Annotated in this window: 27 protein-coding genes; 6 read left to right on the plus strand and 21 right to left on the minus strand. The window is 70.6% G+C overall.

Annotated elements, in window-relative coordinates; all coding sequences use genetic code 11:
* From rpsB to OM076_RS25590, 9 genes are all read right to left on the minus strand, one after another.
* The coding region (gene rpsB, locus OM076_RS25550; protein ID WP_372518080.1) for a 30S ribosomal protein S2 at window positions 1–1,014 on the minus strand (1,014 nt) is incomplete at its 3' end.
* Between the two features lie 206 nt (window positions 1,015–1,220).
* A complete protein-coding gene (locus OM076_RS25555) occupies window positions 1,221–2,126 on the minus strand; it encodes an RluA family pseudouridine synthase (RefSeq protein ID WP_270042931.1) in 906 nt (301 codons plus the stop codon).
* Entirely contained in the window at window positions 2,123–2,569 is a 447-nt protein-coding gene (lspA, locus tag OM076_RS25560) for a signal peptidase II (protein WP_270042932.1), read from the minus strand. Before lspA ends, OM076_RS25555 begins: the two co-directional genes overlap by 4 nt.
* Window positions 2,566–2,856: a YggT family protein gene (locus tag OM076_RS25565; RefSeq protein WP_270042933.1), complete on the minus strand. Its 291-nt coding sequence runs from the start codon at window positions 2,854–2,856 to the stop codon at window positions 2,566–2,568. Before OM076_RS25565 ends, lspA begins: the two co-directional genes overlap by 4 nt.
* Window positions 2,856–3,590 (minus strand): pyrroline-5-carboxylate reductase family protein, encoded by a 735-nt coding sequence (locus OM076_RS25570; protein ID WP_270042934.1) that lies wholly within the window; start codon window positions 3,588–3,590, stop codon window positions 2,856–2,858. Before OM076_RS25570 ends, OM076_RS25565 begins: the two co-directional genes overlap by 1 nt.
* Before the next feature lie 91 nt (window positions 3,591–3,681).
* Entirely contained in the window at window positions 3,682–4,194 is a 513-nt protein-coding gene (locus OM076_RS25575) for a cell division protein SepF (protein WP_270042935.1), read from the minus strand.
* A 78-nt stretch (window positions 4,195–4,272) separates the two neighbouring features.
* Window positions 4,273–4,920: a YggS family pyridoxal phosphate enzyme gene (locus tag OM076_RS25580; protein WP_270042936.1), complete on the minus strand. Its 648-nt coding sequence runs from the start codon at window positions 4,918–4,920 to the stop codon at window positions 4,273–4,275.
* Window positions 4,908–5,633, minus strand: coding sequence for a peptidoglycan editing factor PgeF (pgeF, locus tag OM076_RS25585; protein ID WP_270042937.1), 726 nt, complete (start codon window positions 5,631–5,633; stop codon window positions 4,908–4,910). Before pgeF ends, OM076_RS25580 begins: the two co-directional genes overlap by 13 nt.
* A 3-nt stretch (window positions 5,634–5,636) precedes the next feature.
* A complete protein-coding gene (locus tag OM076_RS25590; RefSeq protein WP_270042938.1) occupies window positions 5,637–6,758 on the minus strand; it encodes a CCA tRNA nucleotidyltransferase in 1,122 nt (373 codons plus the stop codon).
* A 44-nt stretch (window positions 6,759–6,802) separates the two neighbouring features.
* Here OM076_RS25590 and OM076_RS25595 point away from each other — a divergent pair, with 44 nt between their 5' ends.
* On the plus strand, window positions 6,803–8,116 hold the full coding sequence (locus OM076_RS25595; RefSeq protein ID WP_270042939.1) for a PQQ-binding-like beta-propeller repeat protein: 1,314 nt from the start codon (window positions 6,803–6,805) through the stop codon (window positions 8,114–8,116).
* Here the strand turns inward: OM076_RS25595 and hisF are convergent.
* Genes hisF through murA form a run of 8 tightly spaced genes read right to left on the minus strand, consistent with a single transcriptional unit; the run spans window position 8,085 to window position 14,874 of the window.
* On the minus strand, window positions 8,085–8,840 hold the full coding sequence (gene hisF / locus OM076_RS25600; protein WP_270043050.1) for an imidazole glycerol phosphate synthase subunit HisF: 756 nt from the start codon (window positions 8,838–8,840) through the stop codon (window positions 8,085–8,087). The two genes, OM076_RS25595 and hisF, sit on opposite strands and share 32 nt — an antisense overlap.
* 3 nt (window positions 8,841–8,843) lie before the next feature.
* On the minus strand, window positions 8,844–9,572 hold the full coding sequence (hisA, locus tag OM076_RS25605; RefSeq protein WP_270042940.1) for a 1-(5-phosphoribosyl)-5-[(5-phosphoribosylamino)methylideneamino]imidazole-4-carboxamide isomerase: 729 nt from the start codon (window positions 9,570–9,572) through the stop codon (window positions 8,844–8,846).
* Window positions 9,569–10,183 (minus strand): imidazole glycerol phosphate synthase subunit HisH, encoded by a 615-nt coding sequence (gene hisH / locus OM076_RS25610; RefSeq protein WP_270042941.1) that lies wholly within the window; start codon window positions 10,181–10,183, stop codon window positions 9,569–9,571. The genes hisA and hisH overlap by 4 nt, the downstream gene beginning before the upstream one ends.
* A complete protein-coding gene (gene hisB, locus OM076_RS25615) occupies window positions 10,180–10,785 on the minus strand; it encodes an imidazoleglycerol-phosphate dehydratase HisB (protein ID WP_272598416.1) in 606 nt (201 codons plus the stop codon). Before hisB ends, hisH begins: the two co-directional genes overlap by 4 nt.
* Before the next feature lie 52 nt (window positions 10,786–10,837).
* Window positions 10,838–12,055, minus strand: coding sequence for a histidinol dehydrogenase (locus OM076_RS25620; RefSeq protein WP_270042943.1), 1,218 nt, complete (start codon window positions 12,053–12,055; stop codon window positions 10,838–10,840).
* Window positions 12,045–12,662 carry an ATP phosphoribosyltransferase gene (gene hisG, locus OM076_RS25625; RefSeq protein ID WP_270042944.1) on the minus strand — a complete coding sequence of 206 codons (618 nt, stop codon included), beginning with the start codon at window positions 12,660–12,662 and terminating at the stop codon, window positions 12,045–12,047. Before hisG ends, OM076_RS25620 begins: the two co-directional genes overlap by 11 nt.
* Window positions 12,659–13,588 (minus strand): ATP phosphoribosyltransferase regulatory subunit, encoded by a 930-nt coding sequence (locus tag OM076_RS25630; protein WP_270042945.1) that lies wholly within the window; start codon window positions 13,586–13,588, stop codon window positions 12,659–12,661. The genes hisG and OM076_RS25630 overlap by 4 nt, the downstream gene beginning before the upstream one ends.
* Window positions 13,585–14,874: a UDP-N-acetylglucosamine 1-carboxyvinyltransferase gene (gene murA, locus OM076_RS25635; protein ID WP_270042946.1), complete on the minus strand. Its 1,290-nt coding sequence runs from the start codon at window positions 14,872–14,874 to the stop codon at window positions 13,585–13,587. The genes OM076_RS25630 and murA overlap by 4 nt, the downstream gene beginning before the upstream one ends.
* Window positions 14,875–14,902: 28 nt before the next feature.
* On the opposite strand from murA, the gene OM076_RS25640 reads away from it, so the two are divergent.
* Both OM076_RS25640 and OM076_RS25645 read left to right on the plus strand, forming a co-directional pair.
* Window positions 14,903–15,487: an HDIG domain-containing metalloprotein gene (locus OM076_RS25640; protein ID WP_270042947.1), complete on the plus strand. Its 585-nt coding sequence runs from the start codon at window positions 14,903–14,905 to the stop codon at window positions 15,485–15,487.
* A 12-nt stretch (window positions 15,488–15,499) separates the two neighbouring features.
* Window positions 15,500–16,600 carry an isocitrate/isopropylmalate family dehydrogenase gene (locus OM076_RS25645; RefSeq protein ID WP_270042948.1) on the plus strand — a complete coding sequence of 367 codons (1,101 nt, stop codon included), beginning with the start codon at window positions 15,500–15,502 and terminating at the stop codon, window positions 16,598–16,600.
* Here the strand turns inward: OM076_RS25645 and OM076_RS25650 are convergent.
* Window positions 16,597–16,956, minus strand: coding sequence for a cupredoxin domain-containing protein (locus tag OM076_RS25650; protein WP_270042949.1), 360 nt, complete (start codon window positions 16,954–16,956; stop codon window positions 16,597–16,599). The two genes, OM076_RS25645 and OM076_RS25650, sit on opposite strands and share 4 nt — an antisense overlap.
* 56 nt (window positions 16,957–17,012) lie before the next feature.
* Here OM076_RS25650 and OM076_RS25655 point away from each other — a divergent pair, with 56 nt between their 5' ends.
* Window positions 17,013–17,468 (plus strand): T3SS (YopN, CesT) and YbjN peptide-binding chaperone 1, encoded by a 456-nt coding sequence (locus tag OM076_RS25655; protein ID WP_270042950.1) that lies wholly within the window; start codon window positions 17,013–17,015, stop codon window positions 17,466–17,468.
* On the opposite strand, the gene OM076_RS25660 is transcribed toward OM076_RS25655, so the two are convergent.
* On the minus strand, window positions 17,465–18,544 hold the full coding sequence (locus tag OM076_RS25660) for a sigma-70 family RNA polymerase sigma factor (RefSeq protein ID WP_270042951.1): 1,080 nt from the start codon (window positions 18,542–18,544) through the stop codon (window positions 17,465–17,467). The two genes, OM076_RS25655 and OM076_RS25660, sit on opposite strands and share 4 nt — an antisense overlap.
* 76 nt (window positions 18,545–18,620) lie before the next feature.
* On the opposite strand from OM076_RS25660, the gene OM076_RS25665 reads away from it, so the two are divergent.
* Entirely contained in the window at window positions 18,621–18,983 is a 363-nt protein-coding gene (locus OM076_RS25665; protein ID WP_270042952.1) for a VOC family protein, read from the plus strand.
* A 40-nt stretch (window positions 18,984–19,023) separates the two neighbouring features.
* Here the strand turns inward: OM076_RS25665 and OM076_RS25670 are convergent, their stop codons facing one another.
* The gene (locus OM076_RS25670; protein WP_270042953.1) at window positions 19,024–19,191 is read right to left on the minus strand and encodes a hypothetical protein; all 168 of its coding nucleotides are present in this window, start codon (window positions 19,189–19,191) and stop codon (window positions 19,024–19,026) included.
* A gap of 1,124 nt (window positions 19,192–20,315) precedes the next feature.
* The gene (locus tag OM076_RS25675; RefSeq protein WP_270042954.1) at window positions 20,316–22,094 is read right to left on the minus strand and encodes an Ig-like domain-containing protein; all 1,779 of its coding nucleotides are present in this window, start codon (window positions 22,092–22,094) and stop codon (window positions 20,316–20,318) included.
* 383 nt (window positions 22,095–22,477) lie between these two features.
* Between OM076_RS25675 and OM076_RS25680 the strand changes: the two genes are divergently transcribed.
* Window positions 22,478–24,781 (plus strand): alpha/beta hydrolase, encoded by a 2,304-nt coding sequence (locus tag OM076_RS25680; protein WP_270042955.1) that lies wholly within the window; start codon window positions 22,478–22,480, stop codon window positions 24,779–24,781.
* The last annotated feature ends 92 nt before the right edge of the window (window positions 24,782–24,873 follow it).

Raw genomic sequence — 24,873 nt, forward strand, 5'->3', positions numbered from 1 at the left:
AGGCGCGGCCTCGGCGGCGGCGGGCTCCTCGGCGGGGGCGGCGGGCGCCTCGGCCGGAGCGGCGGGAGCCTCCTCGGCGACCTCGGCGGCGGCCTCGACCGCAGCCTCGGGCTCGGCGACCTTCTCGACGACCTCGACGGCCTCGGCAACCTGCGCCTCGGCGACGTCGCGCGTCTCGCCCTCGCCGGCCTGGGTCAGCGCGGCCTCGGCCTCGGCGCGCTTGGCGGCCTCGGCGGCGGCCTGCTCCTCGGCCTCGCGGCGGGCGCGCTCCTCCTGCTCGCGCTGCTGCTGCGCGGCGGCCTCGGCGCGGGCCTGCTCCTCCTCGGTACGGAAGCGGGCGCGGCCCTCGTGGACCACGTCGGCGATCGCCTTGGTGATCAGCCCGCAGGCGCGGATCGCGTCGTCGTTGCCCGGGATGACGTAGTCGATGCCGTCCGGGTCGCAGTTGGTGTCGACCAGGCCGATGATCGGGATGCGCAGGCGCTGGGCCTCGCGCACGGCGATCAACTCGGTCTTGAGGTCGATGACGAACATCGCGTCCGGGACGCGCTGCATGTTCTTGACGCCGCCCAGGTTGGCCTGCAGCTTCAGGAGGTCGGCCTCGGCGGCCAGGCGCTCACGCGTCGGCAGCAGCGAGAGCTGGCCGTCGGCCTGGTAGCGCTCGAGGTCGTGCAGACGCTTGATTCGCGCGGACATCGTCTGGTAGTTCGTCAACAGGCCGCCGAGCCAACGGTGGTTGACGTAGGGCATGCCGGCGGCGGTCGCCATTTCCTTCACGCCGTCGCGCGCCTGCTTCTTGGTGCCGACGAACAGCACGGTGCCGCCGCGGTGCGCGATCTCGGTCGCGAACTGCTGCGCCTGCGCGAGCAGGGCCTGCGTCTTGAGCAGGTCGATGATGTAGATGCCGCCGTTTTCGCCGTGGATGAACCGGCGCATCTTGGGATTCCAACGTCGCGTCTGGTGGCCGAAGTGGACTCCGGCTTCCAGCAGCTCCTTGAGACCGACTTCGGCCATCGTGGAGAACTCCTTGTGTGATTGGGCTGTGCTTCCGGGGCACGAGGCTGCGCGGACCTGACGCTCGTTACGCCAGGCAGGAACCGCGATCCTCGGCTCGGGCGAATGCCGCCCGCGCCCCGGGGTCGATTACTGGACGCGGAAAGTTTAGAACAAGCTTTGCGGGAGGCCTGCGTTAGAGGCTTGCGACGAGCCGGCAGGTACCCCTACACCGACAGGTCGGCTCGTTCCCCTGAAGCCTGCCGGAGGGCCCTAACCAGGTCCTCCGGCAGTGGCGCCCGCAGTTCGAGGGCCTCTCCGGTCGCCGGATGCTCGAACGCGAGGCGCGCCGCGTGCAGGAACTGCCGCAAGAGCCCGTGTCGCCCCGCGTTGCCGTATTCGGGGTCGCCGGCGACGGGATGGCCGATCGCCAGCATGTGCGCGCGGATCTGGTGGGTCCGGCCGGTCTCGAGCGTCACCCGCAGCAACGTGTCCTCGGGCAGCGCCCGCTCGGTCTCGAAGTGGGTGACGGCGTGGTGCGGGTCGTCCGTATCGCTGGAGATGCGCGTTCGAACCCGCCGGTCGCGGCCCAGCGCCGCGTCGATCGTCCCCTGCCGCGCGGGCGGACGGCCTTCGACCAGGGCGAGGTACTCGCGGGTGATCTCCCGGGCGCGCAGCGCGGCCTGCAGCGCCGCGTGGGTCTGCTCGTCGCGGGCCAGGAGCATCAATCCGGACGTGTCGCGATCGAGGCGGTGGACGACGCCCGGGCGTTCGGGATCCGGCCCGCCGGCGACCCGGCCCGCCAGCGCCTGGACGAGCGTGCCCTGCTCGTGCCCGCGCGCCGGGTGGACGACGACGCCCGCCGGCTTGTCGATCACGAAGAGGTGCTCGTCCTCGTAGGCGATCCGGAAGTCGGCAGGCGCGACGTCGGCCCGCGGCGCGGCCTCGGGCGTCTCGTAGCGCACCAGCTCGCCCCCGGCCAGGATGTGGCGCTTGGGCTTGGGCACGCCGTTGACGCGCACGCTCCCGGAGTCGATCAGCCGCTGGGCCTTGGTCCGTGAGCCCGCCGCGTCGGTGAGGAAGACGTCCAGCCGCTCCCCCGCCGCGGACTCGGGCACGCGCAGCTCGGTCACTCGCCGCGCTCGAGGACGAAGATCAGCGAGAGCACGCCGAGCGTGACGCAGATGTCGGCGACGTTGAACGCCGGCCAATGCGGGAACTTGATGAAGTCGGTGACCGCGCCGACCCGGATGCGGTCGATCAGGTTGCCCGCGGCGCCGCCGAGCAGCAGGCCGGTCGGCAGCCACACGAGCGGCTTGTGCAGGTGGGTGAGAAAGAACGCGAGCAGCGCCCCGAGCGCGATGAAGGCGATGATGACCACCAGCGGCCCGCCGCCCGAGAACATGCTGAACGCGACGCCGGTGTTGCGGGTGTTGATCAGCTTGATGCCGAGGAAGAGCTCGTGCTCCTCGAAGCGCGTGATCTGCCCGCGCACGATCGCCTTGGCCACCTGGTCGGCCACGACGACCGCCACCGCGACCAGCGCGGTGAGCGTTGCCGTCCGGGTCGCGCTCACGGCGCGATCAGATTCACGATGATCCGCCCGCCGACCTGCAGCACGATGATCGCCACGATCGCGCTGAAGTCGATCGGGCCGAACTGCAACCCGAGGCGGCGGAAGAGCCGCAGGTACGGGTTCGTGACGTCGCGCAGGAAGTCCAGCACCGCGTTCAGCGGGCGCGAGTACGGCACGCGCACGCCGAAGGAGAAGATCCAGGACACGATGATCGCGGCGAAGATGATCAGCGTGTAGACGCCGAAGAGCGCGCTGAGGAAGTCGGCGATGTTCTGACGAAGCTCCATTACGCCCCCACCACAGCATCCATCGCGTTGGCGAGCGCGGCGCGGACGCCGCCCTGCTCGAGCGCGTTGAGCCCGCGGGCGGTCGTCCCGCCCGGGGAGGTCACCCCGCGCCGCAGCGCGAGGGTGTCGGTGTCGTTGAGCAACGCAGCGGTTCCGGCCATGGTCTCACGCACCAGTGTGGCGGCTTGGGGCGCCGGCATGCCATGACGGATCGCTGAGTCCGTCCACGCCTCGGCCAGCAGGGCCCAGTAGGCGGGGCCGACGCCCGAGATCGAGTTGCCCACGCGCATCAGCTTCTCGGGGAGCTCGATGACGGTCCCGACGCGCGCGAACAGCGCCTTGACGGGCTCGGCGCCCTCCTCGTCGGTCTGCGCGAAGAGCAGCACGCCCTTGCGCAGCGCCACCGGCGTGTTGGGCAGGACGCGGAACACGGTGGCGTGCGGGTAGAGGTCCTCGACCTCGGCGATGCTCGCGCCGGCCACGATCGAGACGACGATGCCGCGGGCGAACTCGCCGATCTCCGCGGCGACAAGTTCCAGCTGCGCCGGCTTGTGGCCGAGGATCAGCAGCTCGGCGCGCTCGGTAGCCTCGCGATTGGAGACCGCCTCGCCGCCGATCTCCGCGACGAGCGCGCGCGCCCGTCCTGAACCGTGGTCGGTGGCGAGCACGGGGTCGCCCCAGCCGCGGGCCAGCGCGCCCGCCATGTTGCCTGATCCGATGAGCCCGATCCGCATGTGCGGTCGGTGAGTCTACGAAGATCCGCGAAGCGATCTTCGAAGCTGAGATGCGCGCGCGCCGGCGAAGCCGGCCGCGCGCATAGAACGCCTAGGACTGATTGAAAAAGCCCTTTTCGATCAGCGCCGCGCGCTCCTCCGCCGAGACCTCGACGTTGCGCGGTGTGAGCAAGAAGACCTTGTCGGCGATGCGCTGCATCCCGCCGTCGAGGGCGTAGGTGAGGCCGGAGCCGAAGTCGATCAACCGCTTGGAGAGGTCGGGGTCCGAGCTCTGCAGGTTGATGATCACCGGGATCGAGTCCTTGAACTTGTCCGCGATGTCCTGCGCGTCGTTGAAGGACTTGGGGACCACGAGATGCACGCGGACCTCCCCGCGGCCGTTGCGTGTCGGAACCGGGCGCAGCTGCGTCGTGCGACGCTCCGACGTGGAGTCGTCGCCGAAGATGTCGTCGATCTCGTCGCGCCGGCGACGGGAGGACTGCAGGCGCCGCACGTTCGGGCGCTCCTCCTCCTCGTAGCGGCTCGGGGCGACGGGAGCGCGCTCGCGGACCTCGGGCTCGTCGTCCTCGTAATAGTCCCGGTCCTCGGCCAGACCGAAGTACACGGCAACTTTTCGGAAGGAATCGCTCAAGGCCATAGTCGGGTCTGTCGTTCGCGGCAGGGCAAGGTTTCCCTGCTCACTCTACGTATAGAGCGTCGTGCCGATCCGCACAATCGTTGCACCTTCCGCTGCAGCGACGGCGAAATCCTGCGATGTGCCCATCGAGAGCTGCGGCAGCCCGTGCTCGGCCGCGAGCTCCGCCAAGCGCGCAAAGTGCGGGCGGCTGGTCTCAGGATTCTCCGCAAATGGGGGCATCGTCATCAACCCTACGACCTTGGCGGTCGACGCTTCGAGATAGCGGGGGATCTCGCCCGGCTCGATCCCGGCCTTGCCGGCCTCGCGGGCGACGTTGACCTCGAGCAGGATCTCCGTCTTGCTCGTCCCGTGGAGCTCGAGCTGCTTGAGCGCCGACTCGGACGCGACCGAGTGGATCAGCTCGACGAACGGCAGCACCTGCTTGACCTTGCGCGACTGCAGCTGGCCGATGAAGTGCCAGCGGAAGCCGGGATGCAGCGTCGCCTTGTCCTCGAGCTCCTGCGCGCGGTTCTCGCCGAGCAGCGTGAGCCCCGCCTCGTGCAGCGTGTCGATCTCGTCAATCGGCACGTACTTGACCGCGGCGAGGACCTCGACGGTCGCGGGATCGCGCCCCGCGTCGGCGATCGTCTCGCGCACCCGCTCGAGATTCGCGGCGATCCGGCCGGCGTCGAGGCCGGTGATCAGGCGCGGCATATGACCCCCGCCTGGCGGCCCGTGATGCCCTTGTCGCGGCGGTGCGAGAAGAAGCGGGCGTCGCACATCGTGCACAGCTCGACGTCGTGGACCGTGTCGACGCCGGCGTCGCGCAGCTGCTGGGCCGCAACGGCCGCGAGATCGAGGTTGCGCTCGCCCCGGCGGGCGTCGTAGGCGGCGAAGTGCGCGTGGACCTCTTCGCCGACCTCGTAGCAGCACCCGCGGGCGGCGGGGCCGAGCGCGGCGACGATCTCGCTCTCGCCGGCGACCTCGCGCAGCGCCCGCACGCCCTCGGCCACGATCCCGCCCGCGAGCGGCCGCCAGCCGCAGTGCAGCGCGGCCACGCCGCCCGGCGCGGCCAGCAGGACCGGGAGGCAGTCGGCGGTGAAGACGATCGCGGCGGCGTCGGTGAGCGCCGTCGCCTGGCCGTCCTCCTCGGTGTAGGGCCGCTCGGCGCTCGGCGGCTCGGTCGCGCGGCGGACCGTCGTGCCGTGGACCTGGCGCCCGTAACAGAAGCGCGGCCACGGATGCCCGACCGTCTCCCCCAGCCGGCGCCGGTTCTCGGCGACGTTCTCGGGCGCGTCGTCGGTCAGCAGGCCGAGGTTCAGCGAGGCGAACGGCCCGGTCGACACGCCGCCGCCGGCGGACGAGAAGACCGCCCGGGCGTGCGGCAGCTCACCGACCAGCTGTTCGTTCTCCCAGCGAAAGATCACGGCTCAAGAGGGTATTGCCGCCCGCAGTTGCTCCTCCCGGCCGGGAGCGTGGCCTTCGAGGAGGGCGATCATGGCGCGCGAGAGCCCCTCCCCCACCGCCGCCCCCGTCAGCCCCGCGGCGACCAGGTCGTCGCCGGAGATCGAGAGCTTGCGGTGGCGGATGCGGTCCAGCCAGCGCTGCGCTCCGGCGTCGCCGGCCGCGGCCAGCAGCTGGACCGTCTCCACCCGCTCGCGGCGCAAAAGGCGCCACACGTCGGCGTCGCTGCCGTCCAAGTGACCGTGAAGGCGCTCGAAGCCGCTCGCCGAGGCCACGACGATCTCTCGGTCCTGCCTCTCGAAGCCGAGGTGGTTGAGGCGGGCGGCGAGCCCTTCACGAGCGATCGCGGTGCAGCACGCGGCGAGGGCGAGCAGGCCCGTGGGGGCGCGCTCGGTGAGCCACCACACGCGGAACTCGGGGCCGAGCAGCGCCGCTCCCAGCCCCCAGGCGCCGAGGTCCCCGAACGCCGAGCGCGGCTCGCGCAGGAGCAGCTTGAGCTCGTTGCCGAGGCGATCGCCCGTGACCGTCGCGAACAGGCCCGGGTCGATCAGGGCGAGCGAACTCGGGGCGAAGCCGAGCCGGGCGGCGTAGCGGGCCAGCCGCAGCATGCGCGTCGGGTCGTCGATGAACGAGCGCTCGTGGAGCACCCGCAGCACGCCGTTGTCGAGGTCCTCGCGCGCTCCCGGCCACGTGGTGAGACGACCGTCGTGCAGGCTCACCGCCATCGCGTTGACCGTGAAGTCCCGGCGCGCCAGGTCCTCCTCGATCGTCGCGCCCAGCTCCACCGTCGGCAGCGCTCCCGGCCGCTCGTAGGTCTCCCGGCGCGCACCTGCGAGATCGAACGCGAAATCGCCGGTGCGGATCGTCGCGGTGCCGAAGCGCTCGTGGACGGTCAGCGTCCCGCCCACCCGCTCGGCCGCGTGCCGTGCGACCGCGAGCGCGTCGCCCTCGACGACCAGGTCGAGCTCTCTCGGCACCTCGCCGCGCAGTGCGTCGCGCACCGCGCCGCCGACGACGTGCACGCCCGGTTCACCCGCCACGGCGGCGAGCACGATGTCGGCTCCGGGCGCCGCGCGCAGTGGGTCCATGCCGTCATGTTCCATTAAGAGGCGCGGCTACCCTGCCTGAGTTCATGACGGCCAGGAAGAAGCTGCTCCTGGGCGCCGGTGTGGTGCTGCTCCTGTTGATCGCGGGCGGCACCGTGTTCGCGCTCACGCGCCCACCCGAAGACGTCTCGAACCCGAATGTGGAGTTCGACGCGGAGCCGACGGCGACCGAGGTTCCCGACGCGATCCCCGAGGAGCCCAAGCCGGGGTCCAAGAAGGTCGATCCGCTGCGGAACTTCGAGTGGGCCGACTACGGCTACTCCAACGACCGGCGCAAGTTCCTGCCCGCCTCCAAGCTCCTGCGGCCGCCGTTCTGGCGCGTCTGGACGTACCCGGGCTCGGTCCTGCTCGAGTTCCCGCCGGTGATGGCCGAGGGCAAGCTCTTCCTGCTCAAGAACAACGGCGCGCTGCACGCGATCGACAAGCGAACCGGCAAGATGCTCTGGAAGCGCAAGCTCGGCGTCCTCGCCGCCGCGTCGCCCTCCTACGGCAACGGGCGCGTGTTCGTGCCGCTGCTCTCGCGCGGCAAGAAGCTGCCGGGCGCGGTCTACGCGCTCGACGCCAAGACGGGCAAGATCCTCTGGAAGCGGCTGCTGCCGTCGCGCTCGGAGTCCTCGCCGGTGTTCGACAACGACCGCATCTACCTCGGCTCCGAGAACGGCACCGTGTACTCGATCCGGGCGGGTGACGGCGCGGTGCGCTGGAAGTTCAAGGCCAGCGGCGCGGTCAAGGCCGGGCTGGCGCTGGCCAACGGCAAGCTCTTCTTCGGCGACTACAGCGGGCGCGTCTACGCGATCCGCCAGACCGACGGCGGCCAGGTGTGGGCGACCGGGACCAAGGGCGGCAAGTTCGGCCTGCGCTCCGGCCAGTTCTACTCCACGGCGGCGGTCGCCTACGGCCGTGTCTACGTCGGCAACACCGACGGCAAGATGTACTCGTTCGCCTCCGACAACGGGAAGCTCGCGTGGACGAAGGGCACCGGGTCCTACGTCTACGCCTCGCCCGCGGTCGCACAGGTCCCGGGCATGAAGCCGACGGTCTTCTTCGGCTCCTACGACGGCAAGTTCTACGCGGTCGACGCTCGCACGGGCAAGGTGCGCTGGCAGCGCAACTTCGGCGGCAAGATCTCCGGCGGCGCGTCGGTGGTCGGCGACATCGTCTACTTCTCCAACTACGGCCACAAGGACACGACCGGGCTCGGCGTGCGCACCGGCAAGACCGTCTTCAAGATGGGCCGGGGCGCGTTCAACCCGGTCATCTCCGACGGGCGGACGATCTTCCTGACCGGCTTCTCGAGCCTCTACGCGCTCAGGCCCGCATCGCAAAGCCGGAAGCACTGATCGCCGCCTTCACTTCAGAGATCGTGTGCATCCCGTAGTGGAAGATCGAGGCGGCGAGCACGGCGTCCGCGCCCGCCTGCAGGCCTTCGATCAGGTGCCGCGGATCGCCGACGCCGCCTGAGGCGATCACCGGGACGTCGACCGCGTCGCTGATGAGGCGGGTGAGCGTCAGCTCATAGCCGTCCTGGGTGCCGTCGCGGTCCATGCTCGTGAGCAGGATCTCTCCCGCCCCGCGCTCGACGCCCTCACGCGCCCAGGCGATCGCGTCGCGGCCGGTCGGCGTCCTCCCGCCCGCGACGTAGGCCTCGTAGCTGGCGTCGTCGCGCCGTTTGGCGTCGATCGCCAGCACCACGCACTGCGCGCCGAAGACCTGTGCGAGCTCGTCGAGCAACTCGGGGCGCGCGAGCGCGGCGGAGTTGATCGAGACCTTGTCCGCGCCGGCGGCCAGGACCGCGTGGGCGTCGTCGACGCTGCGCACGCCGCCGCCGATCGTGAACGGGATGAAGACGTCGTCCGCGGCCCTGCGCGCGAGTTCGACCACCGTCGCGCGCTTGTCGGAGGTCGCCGTGATGTCGAGGAAGACCAGCTCGTCGGCGCCCTGGGCGTCGTAGTGGGCGGCGAGCTCGACCGGGTCCCCGGCGTCGCGGATGTCGAGGAACCGGGTGCCCTTCACGACACGGCCGTTGTCGACGTCCATGCAGGGGATGACGCGCTTGTAGTGCAGTTTCTAGACCCCGTCGAGCGCGGCCTGGCCCTCGGCCACGGTGAACTTCTTCTCGTAAAGGGACTTCCCCGCGATCACGCCTGCCATGTTCACCCGGCGCAGCTTGGCCAGCGCGCGGAGGTGGTCGAGCGAGCCGATCCCGCCGGAGTAGATGAAGCGCCCGCGGACGGCGTCGGCGACGTGCTTGACGGCTTCCAGGTCGGGCCCGGTGAGCTTTCCGTCCCTCGAGACGTCGGTGAAGACGAAGGAGCGCACGCCGCGGCTGGTGAGACGCTGGATCGCGTCCACGACCGGCAGCGTGGTCGTCTGGGTCCAGCCCTCGGTGGCGATCATCCCGTCCTTGGTGTCGACGGCGACGACGATCCGGGCGCCGAAGGCGGCGACGATGTCGTCGAGGAAGTCGATGTCCTTGAACGCGGCGGTGCCGACGATGGCGCGCTCGGCGCCGGCGCGCAGCGCCTCGCGGACGGCCTCGACGGTGCGCAGGCCGCCGCCGTACTGGATCGGGACGCCGGTCTCGGTGACGATCCGGCGCAGGTGGTCGAGCGACTTGGGCTCGCCGGAGCGGGCGCCGTCGAGGTCGACGACGTGCAGGAAGCGGGCGCCGGCGTCGACCCACGAGCGGGCGGCGTCGAGCGGGTCGGAGTGGTAGGTGGTGGCGTCCTCGAAGACGCCCTCGACCAGGCGGACCGCCTGGCCGTCCATGATGTCGATCGCGGGGTAGAGGATCATGCGACGGCGACCGCCGCGACCTCGGCGAAGTTGCGCAGCATGCGCAGCCCGTCGCGGGAGGACTTCTCGGGGTGGAACTGGCTGGCCATGACGTTGCCGCGCTCGACGATCGACACGAAGCGCTCGCCGTACTCGCTCGTCCCGACCACGTCGGTGGCGTCGGACGGGCGGCAGGCGAAGGAGTGCACGTGGTAGAAGGCCGCGGCGTCGCCGAGGCCCTCGGTGAGCGCTGAAGGTCGTTCGAAGCTCACGAGGTTCCAGCCGATGTGCGGCAGTCGCGGGGACTCGAGCTTGGTCACCGTGCCGGGCAGGATGCCCAGGCCGCGGGCGCCCTCGTGCTCGGTCGAGGCCTCGAAGAGCAGCTGCATGCCGAGGCAGATCCCAAGCAGCGGGACGCCGGCCTGCGCTCTTTCGACGAGCACCTCGCCCAGCCCGGTGCGGTCGAGGTTGCGCATCGCCTCCGGGAACGCGCCGACGCCCGGCAGGATGACCGCGGCGGCGGAGCGGATCTCGTCGTGGTCGGCGGTGATGACGGACTCGGCACCCACGTGCGCGAGCGCCTTCTCGACGCTGCGGCGGTTGCCCATCCCGTAGTCGGCGATCGCGATCATCGCGTCAACGTCCCCTTGGTCGAGGGCACGCCGTTCTCGTCCGGGTCGATGCTGACCGCCTGGCGCAGCGCGCGGGCGAAGGCCTTGAAGCACGCCTCGATCATGTGGTGGGCGTTGGTGCCGGCCTGCAGGTCGAGGTGCAGCGTCAGCCTGGCCGCGCTCGCGACTGAGCGGAAGAACTCCTCCGCGACCTCGTACTCGAAGCCGTTGATGTGGCCCGCCGGCAGCTTGTCGAAGCCCTCGAGGCGGGTGTACGGGCGGCCGGAGATGTCGATCGCGGCGGCGGCGCGCGCCTCGTCCATCGGCACCACGGCGTGGCCGTAGCGGTAGATGCCCTTGCGGTCCCCGAGCGCCTGATCGAGCGCCTGGCCGAGCACGATGCCCGTGTCCTCGACCGTATGGTGCGAGCCGGTCTGCAGGTCGCCGGTGACGCTGACCTCGAGATCCAGCTTGCCGTGGCGGGCGAGCAGGTCGAGCATGTGATCGAAGAAGCCGACCCCGGTCGAGCGGGTGCCGGCACCGGTCCCGGAGAGGCAGAGCGTCAGGGCGACGTCGGTCTCGCCGGTCTTGCGGCTGAGCTGGGCGGTGCGGGTCACGGTCATCGATTCTGACGCAGGCCCGGCGTCAGCCGGGTTTGCGAGGTGGAGTGAAGACTCAAGGCGTCAGCCTTGAGTCTTGGCGGAACCTCATGCTGGCGGCGTGCGCGGCGAAGCCCTCGGCCTCGGCGATGGGCACCCCGGCTTGCGCGAGCGCAGGCGCGGCGTCGTGGAGGCGGACCTCGGCCATCCGGCGCCGGAAGTGGCGCACGTTGAGGCCGGAGGCGAAGCGGGCGGCGCCCTCGGTGGGGAGCGTGTGGTTGGAGCCGGCGACGTAGTCCCCGAACGCGGTGCCGGAGGCGTTGCCGACGAACAGGCAGCCGGCGCTGCGGATCCGTGGGGCGAGCGCCTCGGCGGCCTCGCCGGCCAGTTGCAGATGCTCGGGGGCGAGCGCCTCGGCCAGCGCCAGCGCGGCCTCGAGGTCGTAGGCGAGCACGCGGTTGCCCGCCACGTCGAGCTGCTCGATGATCTCCGCGTCGTCGGAGATCGCGACCGTCAGCGAGCCCTCGCCGTGCTCGGCCTGCGCTTGCAGATCCAGCCTCAGCGCCTCGACGTCGGCGCCCTTGGTCGCGATCACCGTCAGGTCCGACGGCCCGGCGAACCCGTCGATGCCGACGACACTGCTCACCTGGCGCTTGGCCTCCTGCACCCACAGGCTGCCCGGGCCGACGATCACGTCGACGCGCGGCACCGACTCCGTCCCGTAGGCGAGCGCGGCGATCGCCTGCGCGCCGGTGATCCGGTAGACCGCGTCGACTTCGCACAGCCGGGCCGCGGCGAGCAGCACCGGGTGTGGCGCGGTGGCGATGACGACCTCGTCGACCCCCGCGGCGCGCGCGGTGATCGCGCCCATGACGACGGTCGAGGGATAGGGATGCCGGCCGCTGGGCGCGTAGACGGCGGCGCGGCGCACCGGGATCTCGCGCAGGTTCACGGTCTGCCCCTCGGGCAGAGTGACCAGGCGGTCTTGATCGAGCCCCGCCTCGGCCACGGCACGCACGTTGGCGATCGCGACTTCGAGGCCGGCGCGGACCGCGTCGTCGAGGCCGTCGAGCGCGATGTCGAGCGCGGCGTTGGGCAGCTTCAGCGGCGGGCCGAGCGTGTGGCCGTGCGTCTCGCCGCCGCTCGAGAACTTCGCCTCGTACTCGTGCAATGCGTCGTCGCCGCGCGCACGGACCGCCGCGATGATCTCGGCGACGTCGCCGGCGACCGACGCGCCGGCCGGCACGGTGGCGCGGATCTGCGCCGCGACGTTGGGCGCGTGCTCAGCCCGCACGCAGGTGCTCCACGACGGCGTCGATCTCCGCCGCCTTGATCCGGTAGGAGACCGGGTTGGCGATCAGGCGGGCGGTCGATTGCATGATCTCTTCGCGCACGATCAGGCCGTTCTCGCGCAGCGTCGTGCCGGTCGCGGTGAGGTCGACGATGCCGTGGACCATCCCGGTCAGCGGGGCGAGCTCGACCGAGCCCTTGACCTCGACGATCTCGACCTGGCGCCCGGTGCGCTCGAAGTAGTCATGCGCGATCCGCGCGTACTTGGTCGCGATCCGCATGTGCCCGAGCCGGCGCAGCGCCTCGGCCGCGGGGTCCTCCCCGTCGACCGTCGCGAAGACCATCGTGCAGGGACCGAAGCCGAGGTCGTGCAGCTCGTAGACGCCCCGCCCGCCCTGCTCGGCGAGGACATCCTTGCCCGTGATCCCGATGTCCGCGGCGCCCGCCTCGACGTAGGTGGGGACGTCGCTCGGCCGCATCGTGATGATCCCGGCCTCCTCGAAGAGCAGCTTGCGGTCGTTGGAGCGGACCTCGCTCGTATCGATGCCGAGCGTGTCGAGCATGTCGAGCGTCTCTTTGAACATCGCCCCGCGGGGAACGGCGATCCTCATGCGCCTTCCTCCAACCGCGCCGCGTGGACGCGCTCGACGTCCAGCGCCCAGCCGCAGGCGGGCAGCTCGCGGCCGAAGCGCCCGAGCAGGTCGTCGTAGCGCCCGCCACCGCCCAGCGGCGAGCCGAACGCGGCGTCGTAGACCTCGAAGACCGCGCCCGTGTAGTAGCCGAGCGTGCGGACCAGGCCGAGGTCGAAGATCACGCGCTCCTTGACGTCGTCGCTCAGGCCCGCGTAGAGGGCGCGCAGCGTGTCGGCTTCGGGGACGCCGTCGAGCACCTCGACGCCGCCGCGGGTGCGGGCCAGCTCGAGCAGCTCGGCCGAGCCCACCCGCCCGAGCTCCCGCTCCAGCCCGACGAGGTCGCGCGTGGCGAGCTCGTTGAGGATCCGCGGGCGTGCGCTTTCGTCCACGCCGGCGCGTTCCAGCGCCCGCGGGAACAGCGACGCGTCACCCAGGCCGACCCGGTAGGTGCGCAGGCCGGCGGCGTCGAGCGCGGCGCAGAGCACGGAGACCGCCTCGGCGGTCCCCGCCGGCCCCGGCGCGCCCACGAGCTCGATCCCGGCCTGCAGGATCTCCCGCGGGTGGCCGCGGTGCTGGCGCACGGCACGGTAGGCGTGCTGGAGGTAATAGAAGCGCAGCGGCGTGGGCGCGGTCGGGTAGCGGGTGGCGACCACGCGGGCGATCGGGATCGTCATGTCCGAGCGCAGGACGAGCACGTTGCCGTGCTCGTCGAAGAGCCGGTAGGCGGGGTCGGCCGCGGCCTGGTCGCCGCGGGTCAGGACCTCCTCGTACTCCAGCGCGGGCGTGGCGACCTCACCGTAGTCGTGCGCCTCGAAGACCGCGCGGATCCCGTCGGTGATCACGCGCAGCTCGCGGAGCTCGTCCGGGAGGACGTCGCGCGTCCCCGATGGGATCGGGTGGATCACGCCGGGACGCGCTCGATCTGCGCGCCGAGGGCCTTCAGGCGCTCGTCGATCCGCTCGTAGCCGCGGTCGATGTCGCGCACGTTGTGGATCTCGCTCGTGCCCCGCGCGCAGACGGCGGCGATCAGCATCGCCATGCCGGCGCGGATGTCCGGGCTGCTCACGCGGGCGCCGCGCAGCTGGCGCGGGCCGATCACGATCGCCCGGTGCGGGTCGCAGATCGTGATCTCCGCCCCCATCGAGATCAGCTTGTCCACGAAGAACAGGCGGTTCTCGAACATCTTCTCGAAGATCAGGACGCTGCCCTCGGACTGGGTCGCGAGCGCGACCGCGATGCTCGTGAGGTCGGCGGGGAACGCCGGCCACGGGCCGTCCTCGACCTTGGACTGATAGTCGCCGGCGTCGCGCTGGACCTTGAGCTCCTGGCCACCGCGGACGAGGCAGGTGCCGTCCTCCTCCATCCACGAGTCCAGCCCGAGGCGGCGGAAGACCATCCGGATCATGCGCAGGTCCTCGGCGACACAGCCGCTGATGCGCAACTCGCCGCCGGTCACGCCCGCGAGCGCCATAAACGAGGCGATCTCGATGTGGTCGGGCGAGACCGTGTACTCGCACCCGCCGAGCGTCTGGACGCCGTGGACGGACATCACGTTGGAGCCGATGCCCTCGATCGCGGCGCCCATCTTGTTGAGCATCCGCGCGACGTCCTGCACGTGCGGCTCGCAGGCGGCATTGCGGATGATCGTGGTGCCGTTGGTCGCGGCGGCCGCCATGAGCGCGTTCTCGGTACCCATCACGGACGGCTCGTCCATGAAGAAGTCGCATGGGCGCAGGCCTCCGGCCGGCGCCTTCATCGAGATCTCCTTCCCGTGCTCGACGGTCGCGCCGAGCGCCCGGAAGGCGTCGAGATGCGGGTCCAGCCGCCGGCGGCCGATCACGTCACCGCCCGGCGGCGGCATCACCGCGCTGCCGAAGCGCGCGAGCAGCGGGCCGGCGACCAGGAAGGAGGCGCGGATGCGCTCGGCGAGCGCGGCGTCGACCTCCGTCTTGTGCACGTCGGCCGCGCAGAGGACGACGGTGTTGGGCTCGGGCCGATCGATCGTCACGCCGAGGTCGGCGAGCAGGTCGAGCAGGGCCTCCGTGTCGCGGATCCGCGGCACGTTGTGCAGGGTCACCCGCTCCTCGGTGAGCAACGCGCAAGCCAGCAGCGGCAGCGCGGCGTTCTTGTTCCCGGCGGGCACGACGGTGCCGGACAGCGGCACGCCGCCTTCGATCACGAACTTCTCCATAGGGGCGGCGGCTAGGCTACCGACTCGTATGTCTCTGCCCATGACGCGTGACGAGGCGTGGACGCTCTTCTGCGAGTGGACGGCGTCTGAGAGCCTGCGGCGGCACGTGCTGGCCGTGGAGGCCTGCATGCGGGCCTACGCCGCCAAGTTCGGGGAGGACGAGGAGCGCTGGGGGATGGTCGGGATGCTCCACGACCTCGACTATGAGCGGTATCCGGATCTTCACACGGGCCACCCGCGCTACGCGCTGGCCGAGCTGGAGCGACTCGGCTTCCCGGAGGACATGGTGCGCGCCGTGGCTTCACACGCGGACTACCTCGAGGTCTCGCGCGACTCTTTGATGGAGAAGACCCTGTTCGCCGTCGACGAGCTCTCCGGGTTCGTGATGGCGTGCGCCTATGTGCGCCCGCAGGGCATCGACGGCCTCACGCCCAAGTCCGTCAAGAAGAAGATGAAGTCGCCGGCGTTCGCCGCCGCGGTCGACCGGGCCGCGATGCGCGAGGGCGCCGAGGGCCTCGGGATCGACTTCGACGAGCACGTGGCGTTCGTCGTCGCGGCCTTGGAGCCGCATGCCGAAGCGCTCGGGCTCTCCGGCGCCGAAGCCACGGGCTAGTCTCACTCGGCCATGGCCGACACGCTGAAGATCATCGTCCTCGAGGGCGACGAGACCGGTCAGGAGCTGCTCGAGCAGTCCGTCCGCGTGCTCGACTCCGACCTGCTCGGGCTCGACCTCGAGCTCGAGTACTACGACCTGTCGCTCGAGAAGCGCCGCGAGACGGGCAATGAGATCGTCCACGAGGCCGCGCGGGCGATGAAGGAGGCGGGCTTCGGGTTGAAGGCCGCCACCGTCACGCCCGAGGGCAAGGACGACGTCGGCTCCCCCAACCGGATCCTCCGCGAGGAGGTCGACGGCAAGGTGATCGTCCGCACCGGGCGGCGCATCCCGGGCGTCGTCGGGCCGGTCTCCGGCGTGTATCACCCGATCTCGGTCGTCCGCATGGCCGTCGATGACGCCTACGGCGCCAAGCAGTGGCGCGAGGGCGAGGGCGACGAAGAGGTCGCCTACCTGACGCAGAAGATCACGCGCGCCACCTGCCGAGCGGTCTCGGAGTACTCGTTCCGGACCGCTTCGCGGATCGGCGCGAAGGTCTACGGCGGGCCGAAGTGGACCGTCTCCCCGGTCTATGAGGGGATGCTCAAGGAGGAGATGGACGCGGCCGCGGCGCGCCATCCGAACGTGCAGTACCAGCCCGTGCTGATCGATGCCCTGTATGCGGGCCTCATCTCCGGCGCCGCCGACTCACCGCTCGTGATTCCCGCACTGAATCGAGACGGCGACTGCCTGTCGGACCTCGTGCTGCCCATGTTCGGGTCGATCGCGGGGGCTGAATCGGTGCTCTTGGGCTTCGACGAGGACTACGGCGTCGAGGTCGCGATGGCCGAGGCGCCGCACGGAACCGCGCCGTCTTTGATGGGCAAGAACCTGGCGAACCCGATGGCCATGCTGCTCGCCTGCGGGTCCGTCCTCTCCTACGCGGGCACGAAGGGCTACGCGGGCGCGGACGTCGCGTCGCGCGCAGTCTACGAGTCGGTCCTGGAAGCGACCGCGACCGGTACCAAGACCGTCGACCTCGGTGGGCACGCGACGACGTCGGAGTTCACCGACGCGGTCGTCGAGCGGGTGCGCACCAAGCTCGAGGTCTGGTCCTCGCTCGGCGCGCGCTAGTTGGATACGTCGATCGTCCCGGTCATGCCGGGGTGGAAGATGCACACGTAGCCGATCGTGCCGGGCTCCGTCGCCTTGAAGACGAAGCGCTCGCCCTCGCGCAGCGTGCCGGAGTCGAAACTCTTCTCGGCGGTCGCGGTGTGCGCGATCTCGTCCTTGTCGACGAAGCTGACCGTCTCGCCGACCTTCACGCGCACGGCGCTCGGCGCGAAGGTCGAGTCGGTCATCTCGACGATCTTCACCGCGGTGTCGGCGGAGGTGGCGGCGGCGGGCTTCGTCGCATAGCCACCTGCTCCGCAGCCGGCGAGCAGCGCGCACGAGCAGAGCGCGGCGCCGATCAATGAGATCTTGGTCACGAACCGAAGGGACGCCTGGGCCCATCGTCCTATTCCCTCCGGCATCATTGAGCGCGATGGACGTCGAAGCGAGCATCGAACAGGTCACCGGCATCCTCGTACGCGAGGGCCTGAAGTACCACATGTCCGCGGACGGGCTGACGCACCGGCTGCTGTTCGGCTCCGCCGCGGTCTTCATCGACTTCAACGACTGGCAGGACGACAGCGTCGTCATCACGGTCCACTCCCCCGTGCTGCAGGACATCCACCCCGAGAGCGCGGGCGCCGCGCAGGCGCTGAACCTCCTCAACGACCTCAACCGGTCGTTCTTCTTCGTCAAGTTCACCTTCCGCGACGGCATCCTGATCGCCCGCTACGACCTGCTCGGGGAGACGTTGCAGGCGGGTGAGCTCGTGAACGCGCTGTTCGAGATCGCCGGCGCGGCGGATCGGCTGGACGACGAGCTCGCCGAACTGCTCGGCGGCAAGCCCTATGTGGTCAAGGCCGAGGAGTGGACCTCGGGCACCGATTAGATTCGATCAGGCAATCCAAAACGCGCAAACGTGTTCCGGAGCCGGGTCTCGTCGGTTCCGGCGGTGTCCCAGCGGTGGAAGCCCTCTGCTTCGGGCTCGTCGAGCTCCTTGACCGCGAACGCGACGGCGTCGGCGACCTTGTCGCCGCGGAACGTCAGGACGTTGAGCGCGAAGGCGAGATACGCCTGCTCGGTCTCGTCCCACGCGTAGGCGCCGAACGCGGGCTGGCCGTTGGCGGTGGTGATCCGCATCTTCCAGCGGATCTGGCCCGTCATCGGGTGCTCGCGGAGGAACTGCTCGAACTGGTCGCGCGGGCCGAACCAGCTCGCCAGCGGCGGCATGCTGATCGCGGCGTCCTCGGTGAGCAGGGCGACGACCGCGTCGACGTCGTTGCGCTCCCAGGCGTCGACATAGGTCTTGACGATCTCCTCGAGCTCGTCGTCGCCGAGCGCGCGCAGGGTCTGGGCCTGGCTCTGCTCGGGGGCGCGCTCCTCGATCGAGGCCCTCGCCCGCTGCAGCGCGCTGTTGACGCCGGCGACGGTCATCTCGAGGCTCTCCGCAACCTCCTTGGCGGAGAAGCCGAGGACCTCCCGGAGGATCAGCACGGCTCTTTGTGACGCCGGGAGGTGCTGGAGCGCGGCGATGAAGGCGAGCTCGACGCTCTCGCGCTGCTCGTAGCGGGCGTCCGGGCCGGCGAGGCCGTCTTCGAGATCGGTGTCCGGGTACGGCTCCAGCCACACGGACTCGGTGATCGGCTGGCCCGGGCCCTGGAACGGGTCGGTGCTGGGGCCGTAGTCGATCGGCAGCACGCGCTTGGGGCGGCGCTGGATCTGCGTCAGGCAGGTGTTGGTGGCGATCGTGTACAGCCAGGAGCGCAGCGTGCTGCGCCCCTCGAAGCGCTTCAGCGCCTTCCAGGCCCGCAGCTCCGCGTCCTGCAGGGCGTCGTCTGCGTCATAGACCGAGCCGAGCATCCGGTAGCAGTGGGCGTGCAGCTCGCGCTCGTAGGGCTTGACCAGACCGGCGAACGCGGTCTCGTCGCCATGCTGCGCGGCTTGGAGCAGTCGATCCTCTGTCATTCCGATGGCCACGTTCGACATTGAATCAGGGGTGACCGATGAGTTCAGCGGGTCACTGTGGTCTGAGTTCGTAGCCATGTCCTTCCAAGCCCCTGTCGTGCACCTCGAGCTGCACACCAACGATCTCTCCTCCGCGCGCGACCTCTACGGGGAGCTCTGCGGATGGACGCCGGACCGGGTCGACACCCGCCACGGTTCCTATCTCGCGCTCGACATGGGGCGCCGGCTCGGCGGCGGGATCGTCGAGAGCGCGGCGCCGCGGCCGATCTGGCTGCCGTATGTCGAGGTGGGTGATATCGGGGCGGCGACGGAACGTGCCCTGTCACTCGGTGCCGCGCTGTTGCTGGCGCCGCGTGAAGGGCCCGCGGGGTTTCGCTCGGTGGTGTCCTCGCCGGTGGGTGGGCAGCTCGCGTTCTGGCAGCAGAAGCCCTCGCGCTAGAAGCGACCGTCGCTCGTGCGCTGGTCGAGTTGCTCCTAGATCACGGCGCCGCGATCGCCCACGCGCCGGCCTCTCCGGCCGACGGGTCGGAGACGATCACACTCGCGTCCTCGGGTGAGACGTCGCACATCACGAGGTCGCCGTCGGGCCTCGTGGACGCGTTCTCGACCCGGCTCGCGTCGATCGCCGACGGCGTCTCGCGCGGCATCGCGTAGACGGTCCCGCGGCGCCACGACCCGCAGGCGGACCATGCGCACAGCCGATTCGGGACGCCGTGCAAGATCGGTTGCAGGTGGTCGTGGGCGTTTTGGCTTCACGCCGCGAATTCCGCGATTTGCGACATCGGGATCCCGGACGTTGCGTTGTTTTCCGTCCGACGGCGACCGTAGTCTTACGAACACATGTTCCCTTCGATGACCGACAGCCGACAGAACAAACGCTCGCTTCGAGCGATGGTGCGCGGGGCCATGGATACGGCCCTGGAGTTCGTAACGCTGGGTGAGGCCTCCGCGCCGGCACATCGCACGCCGCCGCCCGCCCCCACCGCCGTTCACCCGCACCGCCGGCAACTCGACCATCGTCGCCGCCGGCGCCGCACTGGGATGGTTGCGCCCCGGCCCCAGGTCTGCACCACGCCGGTTCATCGCCCGGCCAGCAGACCCTGAACACACCGCGCCCGCCGGCGATCAGCACTGGGAGGTCTGATCGATCCGGCCGGGCCGCGGAAGTTTCCCCATCCTCTCGAGCCGCGGCGGTCCTGCGCGGCTCGAGTGCGTTGTGGCGCCGAGCGCGAGGCCGCCGCGGACCGATGTACGCACGAGCGCCGCGTGGGACGCGGCGCGGCGCACGGCGGCGCGGCGGACAACGACCCGGCACAGCGGACAACGACCCGGCACAGCGAACGACCGCGCGGCGTCGCGGCAGCGCGGCATGACACCCGGCGACGAGGCGGGTTCTTCGGTGCGCGCCGCCTCGCGCACGTGCCGGATGGACCGCGGGCGAAATCGTCCCGCCGGCGCCACCATGCGCGTCGAACGTCAAGTTCATCGGGCTCTACACGGATAAGTTGACGTTCGATGGTCGGGGGTGTCGCGCGGCCTCTCTAACCGCGCGACCCCGTCTGCCGCGGACTCCCGCTCGCGGCTCGTTACCTCACGCGATCCCTCTTATCGCGTGGTCCTGCTCGCCCCGCGCACGACCCTCGCCACGCGGACCCCTGCGTGGGTTGGTTCGGTGGTGTTGCGCGGGGTCTGTCGCCGCGGCGGCCCTCATCCGCCACGGCCCCGCTCGCACCGCCGCCGCCGGCAGCGGCGACGGTGCAAGCAAGCGTGGTTACGGTGTCGTGGTCGACAGCGTGTAGGTCAGGGTCTTCGAGTACGTGCCGGTGCGGAGCGCGTCGTTGGCCGCGACCGGCTGGGCGAACTCGAGCGTGATGGCGTCGTTGGAGACCGGTGCCGACCAGGCGAGCAGGTTCAGCGGGGTGCCGCTGACGGTGTTGAACGCGGTGCCGGTGTTGGCCGCATTGCGGGCGCGGGCCTGGAGGGCCGACGGGAGGACGAAGGTGCCGTTGACCAGGTGACCGGGTGCGGTCGCGCTCGGGTCGACGACGCTGAGCAGGGCGTCGCCGGCGGTCGAGACCACGTTGGCGGCGGTCGTCGCCGAGTAGGTCTTCGCGATACCCGGGGTGAAGGGTCCGAAGGACGCAGGCGGGCCGATCGTCAGGGCGAGGGTCGCCGGGACGCTGCCGTTGACCGTGCCGGGCGTGCTCGTCGTGATCGCCGGGATCGTGACCTCGGTCGAGACGACGCTCTTCTGCCCGGAGGAGTCGGTGATCGTCGCCGCCAGCGTGACGATGTCGCCGATGTCACCGTACGCGGGCGACCAGGTGAACTCGTAGGGCGTGTGGCCGACGGTCGCGACCGGCGCGCCGTTCGCGGTCAGTGACACCGACTTCACGCCGAAGTCGTCGGAGGCGACGACGACCGGGTAGATCGTCTCGCCGTACTGGACGACGGTCGGGCCGAACGGGTCGACGATCGAGCCCGTCGGCAGCGCGTCGAGCGTCGGGGCCGGCACGCTCAGCGCGGCCGGAGCGGCGGCGAGGGGCGTGCCCGCATCGACCGGACCGGTCGTGGTGGGACCCGTCGCGCCCCACCAGTTGCCGGCCGCCAGTGCGGTGCCGGCGCCGGTGTTGGCCAGGCTGGCGAGCGAAGAGCCGGACACCGAGAACGCGCGGACGGCCGGGTTCGACGGGTCAGGGCCGAGCTCGGCGTCGGTCAGCGTCAGCGGGCCCGAGAGCTCGCTGCCGGAGATCGTGCCGCGCGCGCCGTACGTGTAGGTGACCGGGCCGGCGACACGGGAACCGAGCAGGTTGCCGTAGGCGACCATGCCCGAGCGGGCCGTGGTGGTCGCGGCGCCGTCGGCACCACGGGCGTCGTCGAAGAAGACGCCACCGGTCGTCAGGACGCTCTTGTCGAGCGTGACCTGGCGGCGCGCGCCGGCCTCGGCACCCTGCAGCGAGTTGGTCATGATCAGGCCGTAGCCGTACGGGCCGGCGGGCTTGATCGTGCCGATGACGCTGTTGGAGATCTTGCCGGAGGTGTTGAAGAAGGCGACACCGGCCTCGGCGGCGACATCACCGGACTCGATCGTCACGCCCGAGATGTCGACGAAGTTCTCGTTGTCGTCGGTCGCGCCGAGCGACTGGCGCGAGATCGTGACGACGTTGCCGCCGCCGTCGCGCAGGTACGGCGCGGTCCCGGCGAGCGTGGTCCCGACGGCCGGGGCAGGCTTGATCGTCACCTTCGAGGCGCCCGCGCCCTTGAGCGTGAGCGGCTTGGCGATCGTCAGACCGTTCTTGGAGCCTGCCTGGCTCGGCGAGTTGTTGCCGCTGTAGGGCGTCGACTGCTCGAGGTAGGTGCCCGCGCAGATGACGACCGTGTCCCACGGTGCCGCCTGATCGACCGCCGCCTGAATCGTGGTGAAGCGGGCGTTCGGGCAATCCGCCTTGTCGTCGTCGACCGTCCAGGTCGACGCGAACGCGGTTGACGGGGCAAGCGCCGCGACCACCGCGGCGGTCACCACGGCGCGGAGCGCTGGGACGGAGTTCATGTGAACGATGGGACCTTTTTCGAGAGGAGGCCGACGCGAGGGAAGCCATCAGTGGCTGCCGCCCGCGTGGCGGAGCGGCCGCAATGTACGTGTTCGGACAGTGAGGGTGTTATGTGGATTCGGTCGGTCGTTGACCCCTCACCTTTCTACCGCCGGTCCAACAAATGCCGAAGCGGTGGAACGTACGATCTCGCCGCCTCGCCGCGCACGGTTGTCGCCGTGCGAGCACGGACGCACATATGAACCGATCGCACGGAGAACCGGTGACCCCTGCCCCACTGAGAGTCCTCGCCATAGCGCTTGCGCTGGTCCTATTCGCGCCTGCCGCGGCGCTTGCCGCACCGCCGGACCCGTTGGCTCGAGGGCCTTACACGGCCACCACGGTGGACCCCATCCTCATGGGAACCGCGAACCTGCAGGAGCCCAACGCCGCCGGCGGAGCACCGACCGGCGCGTCCGCGGCCGCGACGGTCCAGGTCCGCGGCTCGATCTACTACCCGGCCAACCGGGCCACCGGCTCGCCGGTGATCCTGCTCGTGCACGGCAACCACGGCAGCTGCGACTCCGGCTCCGCGCCGAACTGCACCGCGTTCAAGCGCAACGACCGCGGCTACGCCTACCTCGGCGAGAACCTGGCGACGTGGGGCTACACGGTCATGTCGCTCGACCAGGACCAGCTCATCTACTACCAGGACGGCAACCAGGGCAAGGGCATGCATCAGCGCCGCCTGCTCATGGCCGCCGCCCTGGACTCGCTGTACGCGGCCAACCAGGCCGCGGTGCCGGTCACGGCCGACAACACCCTCGGCGCGGCGCTCGTCGGCAAGCTCGACTTCTCGCGCGTCGGTCTGATGGGTCACTCGCGTGGCGGCGACGCCGTCTCGAGTTTCATCGACTACAACCGCACTCGTCCCGCGCCTGGCCGCAAGTACAACCTCCGCGGCGTGATCGCGCTCGCTCCGACCGACTACGAGCGGCGCGCGCCGTATGGGATGCCGTACATGACGATGTTCGGCTATTGCGAGGGCGACGTCACGAACCTCCAGGGCGCCCGGCTGTTCGAGCGCAGCCAGTACATCCAGCCCAACGATCCGTTCCCGCGCGTCCAGGTCTCGGTCCTCGGCGCCAACCACAACTGGTTCAACACCGTCTGGTTCGCCGACGGCGATGACGCGACCGGCACCGACGTCGCGTGCGGCACGAGTCAACCGAACAACATCCGGCTTTCGGGCGGCGCGTATGACCTCACCACCCGCGGGTCGGGCGATCCCGCGCTGATGGGTGACCAGGAGAAGGTCGGTCTGGCGATGATGTCGGCGTTCTTCCGCCGGTACGTCGGCGGCGACGTCGCATTCGACCCCTACATGACGGGCGAGATCAGCGCCGACGGGACGACGCCGCAGCTCCCCGCGTCCGCCTGCCCGACCTCAGCGTCCGGCGCGCGCATCCCGTGCTTCGACCGGCTGATGACCAGCTACTTCGCCGCCCCCGCCGAGCGCCGCGACGTGCTCCGGCCCGAGACCGACAACCCGCTCGAGGTGAGCGCGCTCGGCACCTCGATCACCGGGTCCGGATTCTCGAACCCCTATCTGGCAACGGGCGGCATCACCCCGGTTCCGGCGACGACGCCGGGCGGGTTCGACTGGTGCAATCCGGAGCCGACGCAGTTCGCGCCGTCGCAGGTCGGCGTCAGCGGTCTCCCGACCGCGGTCAAGGGCTGCCCGCTCCCTGCCGCCGGCGCGCTCGGCGGCCAGAGCGGCACACGTGAGAACGCCCCGGTCAACCACTCCTACGGGCTGCAGCTCGCGCTCGCCTGGGATCAGCCGGCCTCGATCGGCACGCGCATCCCCGCCGCCTCGGGCAACGTGACCGGCTTCAAGACCCTCGCGCTGGGCGCCGTGGTCAACTTCTTCGACCCGCGCAACCCCACCCGCGGCACCGACGCGATCTGGAATCCGGGTCTGACGACCCAGAACTTCACGATCGAGCTGACCGACAAGAACGGGAAGGTCGGTTCGGTCGCCGCCGCCTCCCCGCGCTACGGCACCGCACTGCACCAGACGACCGGCTCGACCACCACCCGAGTCCACGAGGTACTCAACGAGATCCGGGTTCCGCTGAGCGACTTCGCCGCCCAAGGCGTCGACCTCGCCAACGTCCGCAACTTCGCGGTCAAGTTCGGCGGGACCGGAATGCCGGCTACCGGGTCGATTCAGCTCTCCGACGTCCGCTTCCAGGAGGCCGTCAGCGGCCCGACGGTCTACACGGACAAGCTCGCCGACGTCGCCCCCACCGCGCCGCCCGTTGCCACGCCGACGCCTGAGCCGTTCGTCGCCGCGGGCGCTCCCGCTGCCGCCGCCCCGTCGGCTCCGGCCGTCGCGGAAGCGCCGGCGACCACCGTTGCCTCGTGCGCAACCGCTTCCGCCGCGATCAGCGCCGTGAAGCTGGTCAAGCATCGACTCACCGTGACCGGCACGAGCTCACCGTGCGCGGCCGGGGTGACCGTCACGGTGGCCCGCGTGAGCGGCGCCCGCACGAGCAAGGCGATCCGCGCGGCGCTGACGGCCTCCAAGTGGTCGGCGGCCGCGTCACTGGCCAAGGGCAAGTACCGCGTCACCGTCACCGCTCTGGCCAAGGCGGGCGCCAAGAGCTCCAAGGCGACGACGAAGCTTGTGACTGTCAAGTAAGTCACACGCACACACGCGAATAGCACGAAGGGGCGGCCACTGGCCGCCCCTTTGGGGTTTAACGACACCACCTCCAGGGGGTGCCCCGTCAA

Source organism: Solirubrobacter ginsenosidimutans (assembly GCF_027587205.1).